The 19,531-nt window shown below is 44.0% G+C and carries 19 protein-coding genes; all 19 read right to left on the bottom strand.

Translation table 11 applies throughout. The annotated features are described in order from the left end of the window. Nucleotides 1-525 carry a hypothetical protein gene (locus NBH03_RS09555; RefSeq protein WP_015516227.1) on the bottom strand — a complete coding sequence of 175 codons (525 nt, stop codon included), beginning with the start codon at nucleotides 523-525 and terminating at the stop codon, nucleotides 1-3. A 300-nt stretch (nucleotides 526-825) separates the two neighbouring features. Beyond that, on the bottom strand, nucleotides 826-1,656 hold the full coding sequence (locus tag NBH03_RS09550) for a TraX family protein (RefSeq protein WP_025483373.1): 831 nt from the start codon (nucleotides 1,654-1,656) through the stop codon (nucleotides 826-828). A 135-nt stretch (nucleotides 1,657-1,791) separates the two neighbouring features. Continuing rightward, nucleotides 1,792-2,136, bottom strand: a complete 345-nt coding sequence (locus NBH03_RS09545; RefSeq protein ID WP_033119194.1) for a TnpV protein — start codon at nucleotides 2,134-2,136, stop codon at nucleotides 1,792-1,794. Next, nucleotides 2,133-5,009, bottom strand: coding sequence for a type IV secretory system conjugative DNA transfer family protein (locus NBH03_RS09540; RefSeq protein WP_334303180.1), 2,877 nt, complete (start codon nucleotides 5,007-5,009; stop codon nucleotides 2,133-2,135). The genes NBH03_RS09545 and NBH03_RS09540 overlap by 4 nt, the downstream gene beginning before the upstream one ends. Nucleotides 5,010-5,032: 23 nt before the next feature. After that, on the bottom strand, nucleotides 5,033-5,287 hold the full coding sequence (locus NBH03_RS09535; protein WP_081021343.1) for a DUF4314 domain-containing protein: 255 nt from the start codon (nucleotides 5,285-5,287) through the stop codon (nucleotides 5,033-5,035). A 40-nt stretch (nucleotides 5,288-5,327) separates the two neighbouring features. Further along, a complete protein-coding gene (locus NBH03_RS09530) occupies nucleotides 5,328-5,639 on the bottom strand; it encodes a hypothetical protein (RefSeq protein WP_044927369.1) in 312 nt (103 codons plus the stop codon). Nucleotides 5,640-5,722: 83 nt separating this feature from the next. After that, a complete protein-coding gene (locus NBH03_RS09525; RefSeq protein ID WP_055172977.1) occupies nucleotides 5,723-6,709 on the bottom strand; it encodes an ArdC family protein in 987 nt (328 codons plus the stop codon). Nucleotides 6,710-6,714: 5 nt separating this feature from the next. Next, nucleotides 6,715-7,521, bottom strand: a complete 807-nt coding sequence (locus tag NBH03_RS09520; RefSeq protein ID WP_015513334.1) for a PcfB family protein — start codon at nucleotides 7,519-7,521, stop codon at nucleotides 6,715-6,717. A gap of 2 nt (nucleotides 7,522-7,523) precedes the next feature. Then, nucleotides 7,524-8,813: a relaxase/mobilization nuclease domain-containing protein gene (locus NBH03_RS09515; protein WP_015513333.1), complete on the bottom strand. Its 1,290-nt coding sequence runs from the start codon at nucleotides 8,811-8,813 to the stop codon at nucleotides 7,524-7,526. A gap of 6 nt (nucleotides 8,814-8,819) precedes the next feature. Continuing rightward, nucleotides 8,820-9,128: a plasmid mobilization protein gene (locus NBH03_RS09510; RefSeq protein WP_015513332.1), complete on the bottom strand. Its 309-nt coding sequence runs from the start codon at nucleotides 9,126-9,128 to the stop codon at nucleotides 8,820-8,822. Continuing rightward, on the bottom strand, nucleotides 9,107-9,283 hold the full coding sequence (locus tag NBH03_RS09505; RefSeq protein WP_015513331.1) for a DUF3789 domain-containing protein: 177 nt from the start codon (nucleotides 9,281-9,283) through the stop codon (nucleotides 9,107-9,109). Before NBH03_RS09505 ends, NBH03_RS09510 begins: the two co-directional genes overlap by 22 nt. 138 nt (nucleotides 9,284-9,421) lie before the next feature. After that, entirely contained in the window at nucleotides 9,422-9,745 is a 324-nt protein-coding gene (locus NBH03_RS09500; protein ID WP_015513330.1) for a DUF7768 domain-containing protein, read from the bottom strand. An 81-nt stretch (nucleotides 9,746-9,826) separates the two neighbouring features. Beyond that, nucleotides 9,827-10,630, bottom strand: coding sequence for a DNA-methyltransferase (locus NBH03_RS09495; protein WP_226793175.1), 804 nt, complete (start codon nucleotides 10,628-10,630; stop codon nucleotides 9,827-9,829). A gap of 20 nt (nucleotides 10,631-10,650) precedes the next feature. Continuing rightward, nucleotides 10,651-11,397, bottom strand: coding sequence for a hypothetical protein (locus NBH03_RS09490; RefSeq protein WP_007884619.1), 747 nt, complete (start codon nucleotides 11,395-11,397; stop codon nucleotides 10,651-10,653). A gap of 6 nt (nucleotides 11,398-11,403) precedes the next feature. Next, entirely contained in the window at nucleotides 11,404-12,381 is a 978-nt protein-coding gene (locus NBH03_RS09485; RefSeq protein ID WP_006426986.1) for a DUF3991 and TOPRIM domain-containing protein, read from the bottom strand. Next, on the bottom strand, nucleotides 12,381-13,541 hold the full coding sequence (gene metK / locus NBH03_RS09480) for a methionine adenosyltransferase (RefSeq protein WP_167528845.1): 1,161 nt from the start codon (nucleotides 13,539-13,541) through the stop codon (nucleotides 12,381-12,383). The genes NBH03_RS09485 and metK overlap by 1 nt, the downstream gene beginning before the upstream one ends. A gap of 88 nt (nucleotides 13,542-13,629) precedes the next feature. Beyond that, complete coding sequence (locus NBH03_RS09475) at nucleotides 13,630-18,006, bottom strand: SpaA isopeptide-forming pilin-related protein (protein ID WP_250799457.1); 4,377 nt, start codon at nucleotides 18,004-18,006, stop codon at nucleotides 13,630-13,632. A 73-nt stretch (nucleotides 18,007-18,079) separates the two neighbouring features. After that, the gene (locus NBH03_RS09470; RefSeq protein WP_006426989.1) at nucleotides 18,080-18,562 is read right to left on the bottom strand and encodes a gamma-glutamylcyclotransferase family protein; all 483 of its coding nucleotides are present in this window, start codon (nucleotides 18,560-18,562) and stop codon (nucleotides 18,080-18,082) included. Between the two features lie 12 nt (nucleotides 18,563-18,574). After that, the gene (locus NBH03_RS09465; protein WP_006426990.1) at nucleotides 18,575-19,531 is read right to left on the bottom strand and encodes an amidoligase family protein; all 957 of its coding nucleotides are present in this window, start codon (nucleotides 19,529-19,531) and stop codon (nucleotides 18,575-18,577) included.

Genomic DNA, 19,531 nt, shown 5'->3' with positions numbered 1-19,531 from the left:
TCAAAGTTGTTGGCGAAGATATTCCACAACATTTCCATTCGTATCATAGAAACAGATGTTTCCTACATTGAGGGGCAGGACAATGGCGAAAGGCTTGCCACTATCAATATCAATCACCTGAATGCCGTTGCCATCATCTACTTCAAGTCGAACAATATTTTGGGTATTCATTGAGATAAATGCCCTTTCGTTATTTCCCTCAACAACAAACTCTGCAATGTAATCATCAACCTCAACTATATCTCCACCACCACGGAAGAAATATCCAAAAGACAAGCCAGGGCGATTTACATAGACAGAAAAAGTGTGGTCTGTCTTGTCCTGTGGGTAAGAAATAAATGCAGCCATTGTGTCGGAAATGCTTCCATCAACAATCCAATCATCCAAAATTTTTTGAGATTGGCGAATGTCTGCTTCTAAACTGTTTGCGGTTTTACCAATGTCATTGTTTGCATAAAGGAAACCGAAAACCAACACACAAGCCAAAATAACACCCAAGAGGATTATGGGTAATTTCTTTTTCATAGAATCACACTCCTTTATCAAATTAAGATTCTTGATTTTCAAACTTGCTGGCGGCGAACGGTTTGTCAAAACCGTTTGCGGACGGCAAGTCCACAGGGGATAGCCGCTTTAGCGGCGCAAGGGGGTGTAGCCACCTTGACGGAACGAAGTGACGCAACATTCTCGGTCATGCAGTTTTCTTCTGCTGACGGAGAATGAATCTCCGCAGGACGCACTACTCTCGACAGAGAGTATAGAAGTGCGCCCTTTAGTTCCTAAAGGGGTTTGCTCCGGCTTAATTTCTCGACAAACTGCAATTAGTCATTTCAGTAAGTATTTTCCGAGTCCTATCTGAATCAAATATAGGACAAGGATATGTGCTGGATAAAAAACATAGAAGAAGTATTTTAGCTTCAGTTTACCACGCTTTCCGTTGTATAGCAGAATAAGCAAGCAGGCAAGAAGCGTACATAAAGGCGGTTGATTCCCCGTTGTCCCCATGTAAGCCAAAAGGAACAGCAACACTTGATAGATTCGGTGATTACGGCAAATATAAAATGCTGATATGAATAAGATCCCCTGCATACCGTAGTCACAATGGATTCCTTCCGCAATGCCGGAAAAAAGCACTACACTGAGAACTTGCAGGACTGCTGATTTTATTCTATCCACCGGTAGGTCTGATTTACACGAAAATCTTTCAAGGCATACCAATGTCAATAAGCCTAAAAACAAGGTGAAAAATACATTTTGATACTTCAAGTAAAACGGAAATGTATCTTCCATTCGTGAATACGCACTAAAGAAACCTATGTCAAATGGAACTTCCGAAATAAGGGCAAATGCAAGCATCAACCCAATATAGCGTTTTTTACTTCTTGTGTGTTGGAATCCTTCTGCCAGCAAAAAACAGAATAGCGGAAAAGCAATCGTCCCAATGCTTTGCAAATCAAACCGTATGAAATAATCTATCTCTCGGAATCTCTCCCACGACATTTGCCCGTTATCTGCCATAGCCCCCCAGTAGTTTGATAGCAGCCATTGCAGCACAATTTTACATAGATGGTCAATAAGCATTGTCAGTACAGCAATAACCTTTAGCGAATTTCCTGAGAGAAATTGAATGCGATTTATTTTCCTATCAAGGCTCATAAAGCAACCTCCTACCAACTTCCAATTCTACGATTTTTCGCATTCAAATTATACCATAAAACTCGTGAACAATTCTATCGCAACTTTGGAATATATGAGAAAAGTCCGAACAGTTTTCTGCCCGGACTTCCTCACTCAATCATAAATCAATTCTGCTTTCACAATCTCCTCTGCCTGTGCCTTGCAAGCGTTCATCTGCCGCACCCATTCCATTTGATTATCGGCTTTCAGTTGCTCAGTCACACCGTTTTGCTCTGCCAGTGACCGCACGATCAGCTCCATGCGGTTTCGTGCCGCTTCGTCAATCTCGGCACAATGTTCAAAGAGCTTGTCGGATAGCACCAGTTCATTGAACAGTATCGGGCGGTGCATTTCCAGATACGCCTTGCGAAGTCTGCCGTAGTGTCCGATGGGCTTGGTCTTGCGGATAACGATGTTCGGGATAAGATAATCGCCGTTCTGTGTGTAAGTGATATTCATGCTGATTGTACTCCTTTCATTGGCTCTCTCTGCGGTAAGCTGCTGACAGGGACGAACACGCCCTTTGCAATGTCCTCTGCACGAATGGCGGCTTTCTTGGCTTCGATTTCTGCCTTTTTCCGCTCCTTGATTTTATCCTCGTATCGCTTCTGCGCTCCGCTGGCTTTACGCTTCAAGTAGTTCTGATGAAGTCTGTCCTTGCGTTCCTCTCGCTTGCGGATTTCTTCTAATTCCTCCGGGGTCAGCTCCACTTCTCCAAACGCCGGGGGAACGAAACGCCCAACAAAATTGAAGTAAATCTCAACCTCCTGTGTGGTCTGTATACTGCCCTTGCGGTCACGCTCATGCACAAGGATTTTCTCGATAAACTCGTTGAGCATGGCAATGGTCAGCTTGTCGAAGTTCTCATATTTGTCAATCAGAGCGATAAAACGGTCAGCGTCCTTTTCGTGCTTCTCATAGCTCTTGACAGCCTTTTCCAGAACAGAGATTTCAGCGGTAAGCTCGGACTGTTCCTTTTCGTATTGAGCGTCCAGAGTGGCGTATCTGCTGTCGGACAGCTTGCCTAAAATGTTGTCCTCATAGATTTTGCAGAGCAGGACTTCCAGCTCGGAAACTCTCTGCTTTGCTGTGGCAAGGCGTGTGCGCTGTTTTCTGACCTCTGCCGTCTGCTGGCTGGACTGCGCTTCCTGCACCACACGGACAAACTCGGCTCGGTCATGCTTGGCATACTCGGCAATAGCTTTGAGCATTTCGGAAACAAGGGACAGTACCACATCTTCATTGATACGGTGCTGGGTCTTGCAGAGTGTCCCGCAAGGAACTTTTGTGTACTGTGAGCAGGTGTATTGAGAAATGCGCTTGCCGTTATTGGTGCGGTGGACATACATCTTGCCGCCGCAATCGGCACAATAAAGCAAGCCTGTGAGGGGAGCTGCTTCGCCCCAGCCGTCCGGGTAGCGTCTGACATTCCCACGGATTTTCTGCACAAGGTCAAAGGTCTGCTGGTCAATAATAGCTTCGTGCGTATTCTCAAAAATCGTCCATTCGTCCTCCGGGACATAATGGCTTTTCTTGTCCTTGAAGTGCTTTCGGGTCTTGAAATTGATGGTGTGTCCCAGATATTCACGCTTTTCAAGAAGGTTGCAGATGGTGGAAGAACCCCAGCCGTACACATCTTTGAAAGTCTTATTCTTGTTCACGCCCTCGCCGTGCTGGGCAAGGTAAGCGGACGGAATGAGAATTTTTTCTTCTTTCAGCTTGCTGGCGATCTGATACGGACCGTAGCCCTCAATCGTCATGGCAAAGATGCGCTTGACCACATCAGCGGCTTCGGGGTCAACCAACCATTGGTCTCTGGCTTCGTTCCAGAGATAGCCGTAAATGACCGTGCCTGTGAGGTGCTTGCCGGACTTGCCTTTGGACTGGAAAGTGGAACGGATTTTACGGCTGGTGTCTCTGGCGTAGTATTCGTTCATAATGTTGCGGAAAGGGGTAAAATCATCGTCACCTCTGGCACTATCCACGCCGTCATTGATGGCGATAAGTCGCACGCCACGCTGACGCAGGATTTCCATAATCTGACCGACTTTCAGATAGTCACGACCCATGCGGCTCATGTCCTTGATACACAGATACTCCACATTTCCGGCTTCAACCTCTTTCATCATTGCCAGAAATCCGGGACGGTCAAAGCAAGTGCCGCTAATGCCATCGTCCGTGAAATGGACAATGTTCGTAAACCCCTGCCGTGCGGCGAACTCCTCCAACATTGCTTTTTGATTGGATATGGAGTTGCTCTCACGCTGTTGGTCATCATCTTTGCCAAAGTCATCACGGCTCAGTCGTTCGTACAGAGCTGTGATTTTCTCGTTTTTTCTCATAACTTGCGCTCCTTTCTTCGGTTTTAGGTTGTGTGTTCTAAGAGACTTCCCAACCGCTTGATTAAGAAGTCTTTTAGAGCATACAACACCGGCCGCCTGCTTATAAATGGCATACTGCTTGACCGCAATACTCTCTGGGTCCCGCATTTCCAGTCTTTCAAACAAAATGTCCAATGGTGACTGGTAATCCTCATCATCTTCTTTGACCTGTGCGCTTCCAAGCATTTCCATAATCATCGGGAAGTTCTGTTCTTCCGGTGGAGCTTCATGCAGTAAATACAGCATAAGTGCCTGTAAAAGTGCAGTCTCTGACTTTTCCCAGAACGGGTCCGAGCTTTGTGCACCTTTCGGTGTCGTGTTGCGGATCAGGTTGTTAATTAGTTTCAGCACATCCTTGTCATCCCGGACATACGCAAACGGATTATAACACCAGGAAGTCTCCGGATTGATCAAATCAAAAACCCGGACTTCATATCCATTCCGTTCCAGAACACCTCCTGTTTTGCGCAGAAGTTCCGCTTTCGGATCTGTGATCACCATCGAGCAGTTGCACTGCATGATGTTCGGAATCGCATAGGTCCGGCTCTTTCCTGCCCCGGAACCTCCGACTACCAGCACATTTAAATTTCGTTTATGCTTATATCCATCCAGTCCCATGCGGAAATGCTGTGTCAGAAGCAGATTATTCGTGTACTGCTTTTCGCAGTAACGTCTGCAGATTTCGGACACGTTGCCCCATTTTGCGGAACCATGTTCCACGCCTCTTCTATAATTTCTTTTTTGGGATTCATAAATACCAATGCCTAAGAAATAGGCTGCTGTGAATATCAGAATACATTTGAACGTATACGGTGTATACGTGATAAAAAACGGCTGTTCGAGTTTTTCGCTCAGCGTTTCTAAGATTTGAATAAAATTCTTATCCGGTGTAATGGCACAAGCGGTAATCGCTGCCGCCCACCAGATAAATGGCAGAAAGACAAGATACAGAATCCAGTCCTGCTTTTTTGTACTTATCTCTGCAAGTCAGATTCTCTTTTCTTGCGTGGCTTTTCTTCTGGATGTCCCTGTCCTTCTTTCTTATGAAAGGAAGCCACTCCCGGTATCAGTGAGAGACTTCTGCCGTTGTCCCACTTAACACCAAGCTGGCCTGCATCATCCACATACTGCACAGTTCCTTCCAGTCCCTGCGGCATACCCGCTTCTCCATCCATCGAATTCAGACAGATTTTTGTTCCTGCCGGATACTGTTCTCTAAGTCTTGCCACTTTTTCTCTTGAATAAATGACCAATCAACCACTCCTTTCTCTACCAGAACATGTGTCTGCTAGTATTCGGTTTTGCAACCTGGATAATAACTTTATCTATTCCATCGCTGTATCTTCCGGCTGCAAGATATTTACTTCTGAGTCTGTTCAGTGCCTTACGGATCTGCCTTTGTTCCCCGGCTGTAATCTGCAGTCGTTTCTGAGCGAGGTCGTATTCACTTACTTTTTTCAGAAGAGCTTTCGTTTCTTCCAAACATTCATCCTGCTCACTCTGTGCCTGTAGCTCATCATTCAGTGCCACCACGAACATATTTTTCATAATGTTATCCATCTTCAAATAGTATTTTGTCATCTGGCTGACCTCCTTTTTTTGTTACACCAACCATATCACAAGACCTCCGTAATAGCTACTCCAACCGTCCAACTTTTTCACTTTTATCGTTCCGGCTGGCTCTTTGCTTTTTTCTCTTTTCCGGATGCTTTTTCAGATGGTTTTTCATCCTTGGTTTCCGGTATTTTTACAGGGTCTCCGATTGCGAACTCATCGGTTATATACTCCTGTTCCTTTGCACCAAAATTGCGTTCGATATGGTTTCGTATACTGTAGGAAGCCTGACGGACATCATTTAAAAAGTCTCTCAGTTCCTGCGGATCTTTCTTTCCGCATTCATTCCTCTGTGCAATATACTCCAGATTGAATCCGGTAACATCCACACCATAACGTTTCGCAATCACATAGGCTGCACAATAAGCCTGTGCACTGACTTTCTGTCGGCTGTAGGTTCCAGTATGCTGGTCCAGTGCTGCACACGCCAGTTCTCTGTTCAGTGCATGGAATGTCGTTACTTCACTCATTCCGTTGCGGATATAAATGGTACGGTATCTCGGATTGTACTGGGCCTGCACTTTGTCTGGCAGATCATCCTCAATCTGCACACGTACCGACTGGTCTTTTAAGACAGTTCCTATCAGTTCTGTCAGACTTCGCTGAGGGCGTTCTTCCAATGGCTTTCCTGACATCTGACTGATGTCAAATCCTTTTCCGATCGTATACCCTCTCCGCATTTCACCGTCTTTTTCGTATTCAGTGGAAATCATATAAGTAATGCCATGCTCCCCTGCTTTTACTGAACGGTGTTCTTCTCTCCAGCGTTCATAAGACCTTACTACCTTAAAATCTGGATGCTGTCCGTAAATCAAAAGCAGATTCGGAGTTCTCTGTGTATTACACTCTGCCATAAAATCCAGAAAGCCTTTCAGTTTTTCTCCATCCTGAAAAACTCCCTGTGCCTGTGAATCTACTTCAGCCCATACCTCTTCTCTTTCCTGCTGCTTCTTGGCTGCATATTCTTCCTTGGTCAATTTCTGTTCAGGAATCTGCTGTTCTTCCGTTCCACCTGAAATCATATCTGTTAAATCCATATACATTACCTGCCTTTCGTTTTCATATTCTTACGTTTCTTCCGGCTCTCTCTGGCATTTTTCCGTCTGTCTGGACGCTTGCGTTTCTCTTCCTGTTCCTTACGGATATCTCCGAGTTCTTTCCGCACAGATGGTTTTTCATTCTTTTCTTCCCAGCTAGTTTCCCGACCGGAAAAAATATTTTTGTTGCGCAAGAAAGGTTCGGATGGATTCTTTACTTCCCCCTCCTGCGCCTGTGTAAAATTTCCTTCCGGAAAAGCCTCATCCCCGATCTGAAACATTTCTTCCGCATCATCCAGTTCAAATTCTATCTTGCCTTCCGGCAGGACAACGGTCTCTGTCCGTACATTCTCCCCGGTTTCTTTTTCCATCTGGTTCTCTGCCTTCTCCGGTGCATTCTCTTTTTCCACTGCTTCTGTAACCATAGAGCCTGATTCTGCTTTTACAAAATCCAGATTCATCCGGTCTAATACCCGGTTCATCTTTGCTGCATCATCTGCAAATACCATGACCTCTGTCTGATCCGGATTCACCTTATTCTTGATAACTACATATAAGATGCCCCTTGCCTTGGCCTCTTTTGCAAATTCTTTCAGACGGTCACCCGGAACAGTAAAAAATTTCATCGGGCGCTGTTCCTTTAACATTCTGGTAAGTCTTGTTTTCCCTCTTGTCTTTTTCTGGTCCTTCAAAGCGGCAGCAATAAAGACTGCCACATGCTTTGCTACATTCCCGGTGATCTTCAGCGAATACTCCATCCCTTCCAGACTGTACCGTACCACCTGATCTGCCGGTTCTGCTCCGTAATTCATACTTATCTCACCTCCTGACTTTTCTGCATTCTTTCTTTATCTTCCACACGTTTTTCATCCTGACTCTGTTCTTCTGCTTCCTGAAGTCTCGCTTCGATTTCCAAGGAATGTTTCTCAATCTGAACGGTCATACGAACTTCCTTACGGAGTCGCTTCAATTCCTCATTGATTTCGGACAATCGTTCTTCCCCCGTCTTGCTGCCCCCATTCCGATACAATCTTCTGCGTTCTTTCATAAGTTCCGCAATCTGCTTTTGCAATGGCTCTCGGTATGCGGCAAGCTGCTCTCTGGTTATGATGTCATGTTTCATCAGAAATTCAATCTGTTCAATCCTGCGGTCCAGTTTCCGGATATCCTCTCTGACAGCGTATGGACTCCTTTTCGGTCTTTTTGGCAGTACCCCCATTTGATATAAATAGGAATAATACAGTGCCTGAATCCCGGTCAGTTTCTTTTTGGGATGAATCTGTACTGCCTTTTGATAGACTCGTTTCACCTTGGGCTGTAGTATCTGCCCACGTATTTCCTCTTCAGAATAATTTTTTCCAAGGGAACGCAGACGAATATACCGCTCCATTCCCGGAGCTTTTAAAGAAATGTATTTCCTGTTCAGTTTCCATGTATAACCCCGCTTTTCCATCTCTTTTAGGAATTGTGACCAGGAGTAGCTTTCCTGTACCGATTCCCTGATATCCAAACGGATCGCCGTTCTCCATGTCGGCTTTCCTTCCTGTTCTGCTTTCCACTGTACATAAGGGATTGATTTTTTCTGATTGGATTCAATGATAGACAGACCATATTTTCTGCACAGGTCATCGGAAATCTTACGGATCTCCGTATAATAACTCTTGGCATTACTATGGTACTTATGTCCGTCCACCATGCTTACAGAATTCCAGACAATATGATTGTGATAGTGTCTGGTATTAAGATGTGTTGTTATGACGACTTCAAATTGTCCTTTTAAGAGCCGGTCTGCCAATTCCTGCCCGATGAGATGTGCCAGTTCCGGTGTCACTTCACCTTCTGCAAAACTCTGTACCAGATGGTATCCTTCTACACCGCCCATCTTATGGAATCTCTTTTTCGTTGCCAGCATATCTTCATACGCATTTTCATTGGTACATCCGATGGTATCTTCGAAGACCGCCTGTTCCGTCTTGGTCCGATTCATGGCATAATCGATGGCAGCCTCCAGAGAGTCCGCTTTCTGTGTGGTTTTTTCTTTATCTTTCACATATTCGATAGAACGGTCCAGGCGGTGGACGGGGATAACACTTGTATAAGCCATCCGGCATTACCACTCTTCCTTTACCAGATGCCATGTTTCTTTGGTAAGCCGCAGCATTTCCTGAATACTCTGCTCGCTTGCCATACCAGAAGCATTGGCAACATGTGCAAGCTGATTGGCATTGTTGCATAAGCCTGCAATCTTTCGGAGCAATTCGGGATGATGCTCACAGGGTTTTGCATGAACCTGCGCTCCTAAAATCAACGAACGCATAAACTCTTCCCGGCTCAGACCGCTTCTTTCGACCTGCTCATTCAGTTCCCTGACTTCCCTTGCATTAAGCCGTACCGGGATCACATGGTTTCGTTTTCGCATTGCATCACCGTCCCTTCTTTTTTCTCTTCCTCTTTCATCATACCGCCAAGATCCTCATCGGATTTTTTCGCTGCAACCATGCAACAGGTCACTATCACTCCTATAAATCCTCCGCTCATCAATGCGATTACAATCATTACTCCATTTCTTAACATGACTTGATCCTTCCTTTCCATTTCCGTCTGTGTCCGGGGGATTGGGGTTCTCCCCAAAGTGCGTTTGGATATCCAAACGCTATGCTTGCAAAACGAGTACCGCCAGTTTCTGTAGCACCGGATTGACTCGATTCTGATTTATTTTGATTCTTTTATCTGTACCAGTCCATCAAGTGTCGTACAAATGATATGGAGTCTGTCTGCCATACTGATTTCGGTATTCATTGTTCCTGTCACTTCTTTCCCACATACGACTACCATCCGGCATCTCCGTAAAAGGATATGGGACATTCTTCCATATCCCTGCATATCTTCTGCATCAGACTCTTCCAAGAATGGTGAGAATACAAATCTCGGACAGATTGGTACATACCCAAGTTCATAGATTTTTCTGCAATATTTCTGCACTTTTACCCGGCTTTCTTCTGCTGAACAGCACACATAAGCCAGCGCCTGTTCCATACGCTCCATCTCCTTCCTGCATCCAGTTGGATGCCACTCATTTTCTCTATAAAAAACAAGATGTCCAATTGGACATCCCGGCTACTTTTCATCCTCTTTCTGCTCTGCTTCTAATGCAATTTTCACTCTGTCACTTCCCAGTTTGTAGTAGGCATCTGTTACCTCAATTCCCACTGCACGATAACCTGTCATAACCGCTGCAAGGACAGTTGTTCCTGCTCCGACAAACGGGTCCAGGATCAGCCCTCTCGGTTCACAAATCTGGATAACATCTTTCATAAGCTGCAACGGTTTCTCTGTCACATGAATCCGGTTCTGCGGATTGCCATATCGGAAGACGCCCGGCAGACAAGATACCGGACGGTTGATCGGCATCGGTCCGTTACTGCCCCACACAATATATTCAGCCTGCTGGCGGAAACGGCCTTTCTGTGGACGGGAGTTTCCCTTATCCCACACCGCTGTTCCTCGCCAGATCCATCCTGCCCACTGCAATGCATCGGTAATCGATGGATACTGACGCCAGTCAATGAACAGACAGATCGGAGCACCTTTCTTGCAGGCTTTCCGCACATCATAGAGCCATTCAGCCATCCAGTGCGTCCAAGATCTCTGGTCTTTGTTATCCCCATCGAAATCCGGAAGTGCATTGGCAGCACTCATACTGCTGTATTTCTGATTTGTAGTACGATTTCTTTCATTCTGTTTTGTTCCACCGGATGCATACGGCGGATCGGTAATAACTGCATCAAAGATTCCCGGCTGGAATGCTTTGACCAGTTTTAATGTATCTCCATGTAATATTTTCCAGTTTTCCCCTTCAGTATATTCCTCCGGGTATGTTCCCTCTTTCATAAGTTCTTCCAAACTCAGGCCATTTGTCATAGGCATCATCCTTTCTTTTCTCAGCGTTCCGGCTGATTTTTCTTCTTTGTCTTTTTATTTTCTTTGGGCGGCGGACTCAACTCAGTTTCTACATATTCGCTGATAATCAAAAGTGCTTTGTAATAGTCCCCACTTTCCAATACCCTTTTACGCATTTCTTTTGCTTCTGCTGTCTGTTTATTCTTTTTCAAAAGAGTTGAGGCATCGCCCATAATGGAAAAAATATTCCCATCATGTCCAAGGAGCTGTAACTTGGGACGTTGTTTCTCAGGCTTTGTCGGAATCTGCTCTGTTTTCTTTTCATACATTTTCGGCTGTTCCATATTAGGATGCCAAAAATGCACATTCATCGTTCCACCATCTACCTTGATATCCCTCTGTTCAAATCCTTCACCCCACCCGTCACTGTACTGCCCTGTAATGTATTCGGTGAATTCCTGTAGTTCTTCCTGACTTAAAAATTCATTTAATTCCAGTTTGGTACAGCCGTACAGGATTCCGTCTTTGTTTTCTATCGTAACAACTGCACTTTGTATCTTTTCCTGAATGGACTCACTTCCGTCAAAATACTGCATGAGATCATCTTCCCCATAGCGTTCCAGTTCTTCTCGGATGACTTCTTCATAATCGGCAAGTTCTGTTCCATCTAATGGCATTCCATATTCATCACTCTCCGACCACTCTTCTTCCCATTCGGATTCTTCTGAATAAAGATTTCCAGTCAGCTCCGTCAACAGATGTACGTGCATCGTTCCTTTTTCTTCCATTCTCTATCACCTTCTTTCTAATGGTCTGTCCCTGCATTTATTTGTCTGCTTTTTTTCTTTCGCAAGGTCTGCATAATCTGCCCCTTCTTTTTCCGGCAGATTGCAAATAATCTGATACGTTCCCTCGTAATGTTTTTTCATCTGTTCTTTCGCCCATCTCCCGGCAAAGTCATTATCGGTGCAGATTTCAATTTCTTTGATTTCCGGATGGTTCTTCAGAAACTCTTCCAGTGCATCCGGCAGCTTTTTAAAACGTTCACTCTGTATCTGTGTGTTTTCTTTCGGAGCAGCGATTCCTCCAAGGGAAAGACGATATTTATCCCTCTTTCCTTCTTCCAGTGTCATGTGGGCCAGTGCATCAATACACGCTTCATATACGACAACTCGTTTTGTTTCTCTTTCAGGTGGAATACAAAAGCTGTACTTTTTTTCACTCCCGGTCTGCTCCATCTTGAATCCTTTCCCGTTTTTTTCATAGATTCCTCGCAGGAATGCATATCTTGCTTTTCCGGATTCATCTTTTCCAACAAAAACAGCGTTATGGTACGGGACACTTTCATAAAGGATTTCATGCGAAATGCAATACGTGATCACTTCATCGCTGATTCCTCTGTGGTTTAAATAAGCCCTGATTCGTCTGCAATTACAATATCTCTCCGGCAGCTTAAAGGGTGGTTTTTCCTTTTTCGCAGACTGTGTCGGAATAAAAGACGGACTCTCTTCGCACAACAGTTTTACGGCATCTGTAAATTTCATTCCATCTACTTCAATCAGGAACCGCAGTGCGGACACGCCACCGATATCTCTGGATTTCCAATGCCATTTGCTGGACAGTTCATTGATTTTAAAACTGTCATGGTCCGTCAACTGCCATTCATTTCTGGTTCTTGTCTTTTGCAACCGCTGTGCCTGATGCGTCCGCAAATACTCATACGCAGTCATATTTTTTGCTGCCTGAATCTCTTCTTCCGTTACCCAGGGCATTACAGAATTGCATCCTGAAGATCCAGTACCTTATCCGTCCGCTCCCAAGGAAACTCCTTTCTTCCAAAATGACCAAAAACTGCCGTCTGCCGGAAAATCGGACGGTTCAGTCGAAGGGATTCCATGATCTGAACAGGTGTCACTCCAAACACCAGTGGGATTGCTGCCGCCAGACAATCATCCGCACACACTTTCCCTGTATCAAAGGTATCCACCTCAATCATAACCGGCTCTGCTACTCCGATTGCATAAGCCAGAGACACCTGACACTTGCTTGCAAACTCAGCAGCTACTATATTTTTTGCGATATACCTTGCCATATAAGCTGCCGAACGGTCTACTTTCGAACAGTCCTTTCCTGAAAATGCACCGCCGCCATGCGGAACCATACTTCCATAAGTATCCACCATCAGCTTTCTTCCGGTCAGTCCGGTATCTGCATCAAACCCTCCACACACAAATTTTCCTGACGGATTGATCAGAATCTTCGTATCCTCATCCGGCGGCAGTAATCTGAGTGCTGAGCGAAGCACTTTCTCTCTGATTTCGGCATCTAACTTCTTCAGGCTCTTTTCTGCACCATGCTGGCAGGAAACAACAACACTTTCCAGTCTCACTGGCTTTCCATCTTCATATTCTACGGTTACCTGTGCTTTTCCATCCGAAAAGATATCTTTGATATATCCGCTTCTTCTGCAAGCCGAAAGTTCACGTGTGATCCGGTGTGCCAGAACAGTCGGCATTGGCATAAGCTGCGGAGTATCATCACACGCATATCCGACCATAACACCCTGATCTCCAGCTCCCCTGCTTCTATCTCTTAATTTTGCGCCGATATTATCCCGAAATTCTTTCGACACACTCACTGCTTTCGCAATATCTGGACTCTGCTGGTGTACAAACGTATCCATTTCTATCCCATCTGTACAATATCCACACTCTTCTAAAACTTTTCGGATCACATCAAACACTGGTGGTTCATATCCGCTGGTGATTTCTCCTGCTACAAACACATTTCCTCTTGTAGCAAGGACTTCACACGCCACTCTCGAAGATGGATCGTAACGCAGACATTCATCTAAGATTGCATCTGCTATCTGATCGCATACTTTGTCTGGGTGTCCTTCTGTTACTGATTCTGCTGTATAAAAACGTCTCATCATTCTTCTCCTTATATACAGACAGGGCAGAAGCTGCTTTATGCACATCTCCTGCCCTGTCAGATTGGTTTATCCTGTAATTCTTATTTTATTTTTCTTCTGTTTCTTTTTTGTTGTCTGTCATTTTTGACTTCTTTCTGCGGTATACAGTCACTCCTGTAGCTGTTCCAGCAGATGCCAGTGCAAGCAGAACAAACGCCCATATTTTCTGGTTATCACCTGTTTTTGGTGCATTTGTTTTTTCTGTTGTTTTCTCCGGTGTTCTGGCATCTTTCATTTCTACTTTCTGGACTTCCATTGTATCTTTCAATGTAAATGTGACATCTTCCGCAATCTCGTAACCATCCGGTGCTGTGATCTCACGCAGAGTAAGTTCTTCATTGACTGGGAGTTTTTCAACGGAATGTGGTTTTCCATCTGTAATCCACTCTTCCAGAACAGTTCCGTCTTTGCGGATAATCTGAAGCTTTGCCCCTTCCAGTTCTTTTCCGGTTGTAAGGTCTGTTTTTGAAATTTCCACTTTGGAATATTCATCTTTCATCTCAACCTTTGTCACACTGCCATCTTCTTTGACTTCAAACATCACATCGCTGGCAGACACATAGCCATCTTCATAAGGAGCCAGTTCCTCATGTAAGGTATAACTTCCTTCCGGCAGTCCGTAAATGACATGTTCTTCCTTACTGCTTACCCATTCTTCCACAACATTTCCGTCTTTATCAATGACCTGCAGTTTGGCTCCTTCCAGCTCATTTCCGGTAGTTGCATCTGTTTTTGTAATGCGTGTTTCTGTCGGCTGATTCTCAACTTCTTTGTTCAGTTCAATCTTTGCAAGATTCTGATTTTCGTAAGTTGCATCTACATTCCATACTTCCTCATTTGGAAGATATCCAGCTTTTCTGACTTCCTCTTTGACATAGTATTTTCCATGTGGAAGATCACTGTCGAAAGTAAGTGTTCCCTTTGCATCCGTTGCTTTCTTTTCCAGCAAGGTATCTTTCTCTACGAGAACCTCTCCCTGATTAGAAAGAATATCTTCTGCAGCATACAGTCCAAAAATAACACCTTCCAACTTTTCGCCTGTGACAGAATCTTTCTTTTCTACTGATACGAAAACTTTCTGTCTTTCATTTTTATAGGTAACGCCTTCATAAACAACTGCCTGTGTATCATCCTCTGCTGTCAGGGTAAATTCTTTCTGTTCTGTATTTAGGACAAAATTCTCTCCTGCTACAACTTCTTTCAGATAATACGTTCCCAGTGGCAGATTGTTGATAACTGCTGTTCCATTTTCATCTGTAGTCAGTTTGGCTACCAGGTCATCTTTCTCATATCGGACAACTGGATTTCCTGCTTCGTCCTTTGCTCCGTCCGGTGAATAGATGGTATCTTTGGCATATATTTCGAATTCAGCGCCTTCTACTCCGGTTTCTTCATATTTAAAGCCTTTATAAATACCTGTTTCTTCTTTTCCAGATACGGCATTTCTTACTTTTGAAACCAGTGCTTTTACTTTTGCCAGAACAGAATCTCCGGTTACTTCGGTAAGCTGTTCTCCCTTTTTCGTCAGGAGCAGGCTTCCTACCTGTTCATCGTTTTTCTGTTCTACCTCTACAATCGCAGCTCCTGTATCTGGATCAATCTGATGTGCAGTGTTTGAGGATACTGTAATTACAATACCACTCTGTGGATTTTCTTTATATGTTCCTTTTGTAGTCTGTTCTAATGGTGAAATAATCGTTGTTCCATCATACAGGGACTCCTCGCTTCCCTGTCTTACAAATCCTTCCGGTGCTTTCACTTCTTCGATTCGGTAGGTAGAGCACTTCAGTTCCTGCGGTGTGATCAGATATCCTTCCTCGTTTGTTTCGAATACACTGATCTTTTCTTTCTTCGGATACTGAACAACCTGTTCCACATATTTCTTATTTGTCACATCGTAAATCTTATAAGAAGCACCAGCCTTTAAAACAGTATTTCCAGTCTGTGCATCCTTCTTTACAATTTTCAGCAAAAATTCAAACGGGCGGTCATCAAATACTCTCCACTGCATTGGCTCTCTGCTGTCATTTTCCACATTTACAACAAATGGATCAATGGTTTTCAAATTCTCAGGGGTAGTACTTTCCACTACAACATAACTTCCATACGGCAGTTCCGGGCTGACTGCATATCCTTTTGTATCAGTGATCAGTTCTGGTACTGGTACGGCTGTTCCATTCTCGTAAGTAACTGCAACCTGCTCTTTGCTGAAGTCATAATTTTTGAAATCGCTTGCTGTATAGCTTTCTCCATTGGCTGGCTTCAGTTTTCCATTTTTTACCTGTGTCAGGTCGCTGATCAGATATACCTTAAATCCTGCTCCTGCAACCAGGTCTGTTTCTGTCTGCTCTCCATCTTCACTGATTTTGATTAACTGGAATGCCTGTTTCTTTACCTGCTCTTTTACCGTAAGGTCTCTTGTCACTTCGGCAACATCCTGACCTTCATAAGTTACTGATACCTCGTATTTGGTAGTATCCAGTGTATATCCTTCCGGTGGAGTGATCTCTTTTACATACATTTCTCCAAGGTATAATTCTGAAAATTCCAGTGTTCCGTCATCTCCGATGACTCCCTGTGCAATCAGGCTGTCCTGTTTATACAGAACCCCTGTTGTGCCATCCGGATGCACGATGTCCTCTTTTGCATACAGACCATACACAGCACCACGAAGAACACTGTCCCCCTGCGCTTTAAATGCAAGTGTTTCTTTATCGATCTTTGCGATTTTCACCTTTCCGGTGACTCTCTCATCTGTTGCTGTTACAGTCATTGTCTTTCCGGCAGTAACAGCCACTTTATATACTTCTGTATTCAGTTTGTATCCTGTCGGAGCAGTGATCTCTTTCACGTACACTGTTTTCAGTGCAGAATCAAAATAATCGCTGACTGCTTTTCCGTCTGTTCCGGTTGCTGACATTGTCATCAGCAGATTTTCACACTTCTTATCAGTATAAATACCATAAACTGCTCCTGACAGTGGATTCTGTGTATTGACATCTTTCTTCGTCAACTCAATGCGTGTCATATTCAGCCACTGTACACTGAAGCTTACCGGCGCTGCTGTTTCGCTTTCAAATACACCGATATCCTGCTTGGAATCTCCGGTTGTCAACACCAGTGTTCTCCATGTCTTTCCGACAGAACCATATAAGTTGCCGGAAGCATAACTGCCTGTCAGTAATAAATCTGCGGACAGATAGAATGTATCTCCACCATAAATCTGGATTTTTCCATTTGTAACACTTGTTCCTTTGGAAAGATTATGTGCTGTCACATTTTCTGGTACACTCAGTGTCACATAGTTTCTGTGATCTCCAGACAGTGTGATATTTGGTGTTTTCTGGATGTTTCCATCCCGTACTGCATTCAGCTTTGTGCTTGAAAGGCTCAGTTCACCTTTTGGCGGTTCTTCCTGTCCAAACAGATAATTGATATATGCGATAACCCCTGCATTTACAAGGTCATTATAATTACACCCTGTAAATCCGGCTTCTCCTGCATAAGCATAGCTGGCTGCAATGTGTGTATACACATACTTTTCATCTTCCGTTTTTCCAGACAGATAACTTCCTGTCAGATCTCCTGCCCCGCCATAACCATAATAAAGGACTTTCTGCAGATTTTTATTGCTGTCCAGTACCTGTGCTACATAACTTCCACTCGGTGGGGATGCTTTCTGGGACTGAAGGCAGTATGCAATTTTTCCATTGACTGTAAACAGGCAAGTAAGATAATTTCCAATATAACTTGGATAATAAATAGTTCTCCCCTTTGTCAATGTAACTGTGGAACCGCTGCTTGTAGCTCTTTCAGCCGCAGACAATACCATCACATTTCCCTCTTCGATGTCCTCTTTCAGTTCTTTGATTGCCTGTGCAGATGCATCTTCTTCGGATGTTTCAATTTCTACATCTGTGTAGTTCTGCACAGGCGAATCCGAATCATCTTCAGATTCTGTATCTGACTTCTGTTTCTCTCCACCATTTTCTTCGGAATGTGCCTGTCCTTCGGTATCCGTCAGAGTCACTTTACGGGTGATGGTATAGCTGTCACTCTTATCTTTTGGAACGACCATATAAGTGGCAATATATGTTCCTGCTTTGTCTGAATGATACTCTCCACCATTCTCATCTTTGATACTTACAAGCGTAACATCTTCTTTTTCTGCATCATAATGGATTCCTTCCATACTGGTTTCCACTGCAAATGTATCATCTGAAACTGCTTTTGTGATATCATCTGCTGTAACTGATGTATCTTTCTGGCTTGTTACCGCCTGTTCAGATGCCTGTACTTCCGTCTGCTGTTCCGAGCCTGTCTGTTCGGCCGCAAACGCATTCGCACCGCTCAAGGTACTGATGCCCATCAGGACAGCCAGTCCAAAAGCAGCAATTCTGGTCTTTAATTTTCTAACCTTCATGTGCTTTTCCTTCCTATTATAAATAGATTTTTTCAGTAAAATACCGCAGAAGATGTTTCCTCTGCGGTACGTTTTATCTTGCATATCGATTTTTTTCTTTTTTTACTTCCTGTCTGGTACGTTTTACCGCTTCCATGACAGACTCCGTTGGAATCTGGTTATCCTTACATCCTTCCAGAATTCCATCCAGATAAAATTTCGATGGCTTTGCCGGAACATCTTTGTGCGGAGCGTTCATCATATATACAAACACTTCTTTCTCCACACCATCCTGATTTTTTACCCGAATCGATTCTTTCCCATAAAAACTTGGGAATCCTTCATAAAAATCCAGACTCTTCTCACACGCTTCTGTGATTTTCCATAAGACTCCTTCGACATAGCTTCCTTTTTCCGGCAGAACCGTTGCTACCCCATTGCCCGGAGCCCTTCCCCGAAATGCCAGCCGATAATTTTCAAGCCGGACGTTTTCCACAACTTCCGCAGCCGGACACCTGTACTTCATCTGCTCCAGATTCATGTTGCTGCCATAAGCGAAGTAATATCTATCTTTCATTTTTTCTCACCTCTATCTGACTCCTTCTGTCCTTTGATTTTTCTTCAGACACTCATACGTGCTTTTATCATATCTCCACGCAAGATCACCATCCAGATTTGCCAGCAGATGTTTTCGAACATTTTTATATTCGTCTCCAATTAACCCAAGTCTCAATAAAAATGTACGAAATGTAAATGCCGGGTTTTCTGATATCAGTGTCTTTTTCATCTGTGTCGATCTCTGATTGATTGCCTGTGCGGAAATGGCTAATGCCAGTGTAATATTTGCTCTCACCTTTCCTGCATGTAGTGTGCTTTCAAAACAACGCCATTCCAAAGTTCCCTTGGAAAACACAGCATGAAGATTCAGAGCATAATAACGGGTATGATCATAATGGGTATGACTTCCATCCCTGCCTCCATACCAGACATTTCTTACTCGGTCCATTGTGATTGATTTATTTGGTATTTTTCGGATTTTCTCCAATACCTCCGGTCGCACCCTCTGACAATAACTATTTGCTCTTCTCTCCTGCACTTTCAGTGCTTTGAACAGGATATCTTCCTTTGCATACATAATTGTCAGTGCATTTTTCAGACTCTGCGGTGTATGATTCGATGCATCTACATGAACATGCTGACCACAGGACTCATTTACAAAACCTCCATGCTGTCGCAGACATCGTACTACTTCCTGTAACTTTCCCATTTCATCATAGGATAATTTCGGTGATACCATTTCTGTTGAATATTCTCCACCTGCGTCTACAATTCGACCGTATACTTTCCGTTGTGTATAAATGCTCCCATCAGACATAAATTTCCACTTTTTTCCTTCCAGATCTATCACTGACCAGACTCCATAAGTAGTGCCGTCATAATATGCTTCTGTTCCAAACATTTCAGCAACAACTTCTGCAGCACGTTGTCTGGTAATCCCTGTCATTTCGATTTCTGTGCCAAAGTATTGGTCTTTTATTCCGATCAT

Origin of the sequence: Coprococcus intestinalis (assembly GCF_023656595.1) — a bacterium.
Taxonomy (GTDB): Bacteria; Bacillota; Clostridia; order Lachnospirales; family Lachnospiraceae; genus Coprococcus_A; species Coprococcus_A intestinihominis.
Note: the sequence above shows the minus strand (reverse complement) of the source record. Positions and strands in the feature narration are given on the sequence as shown.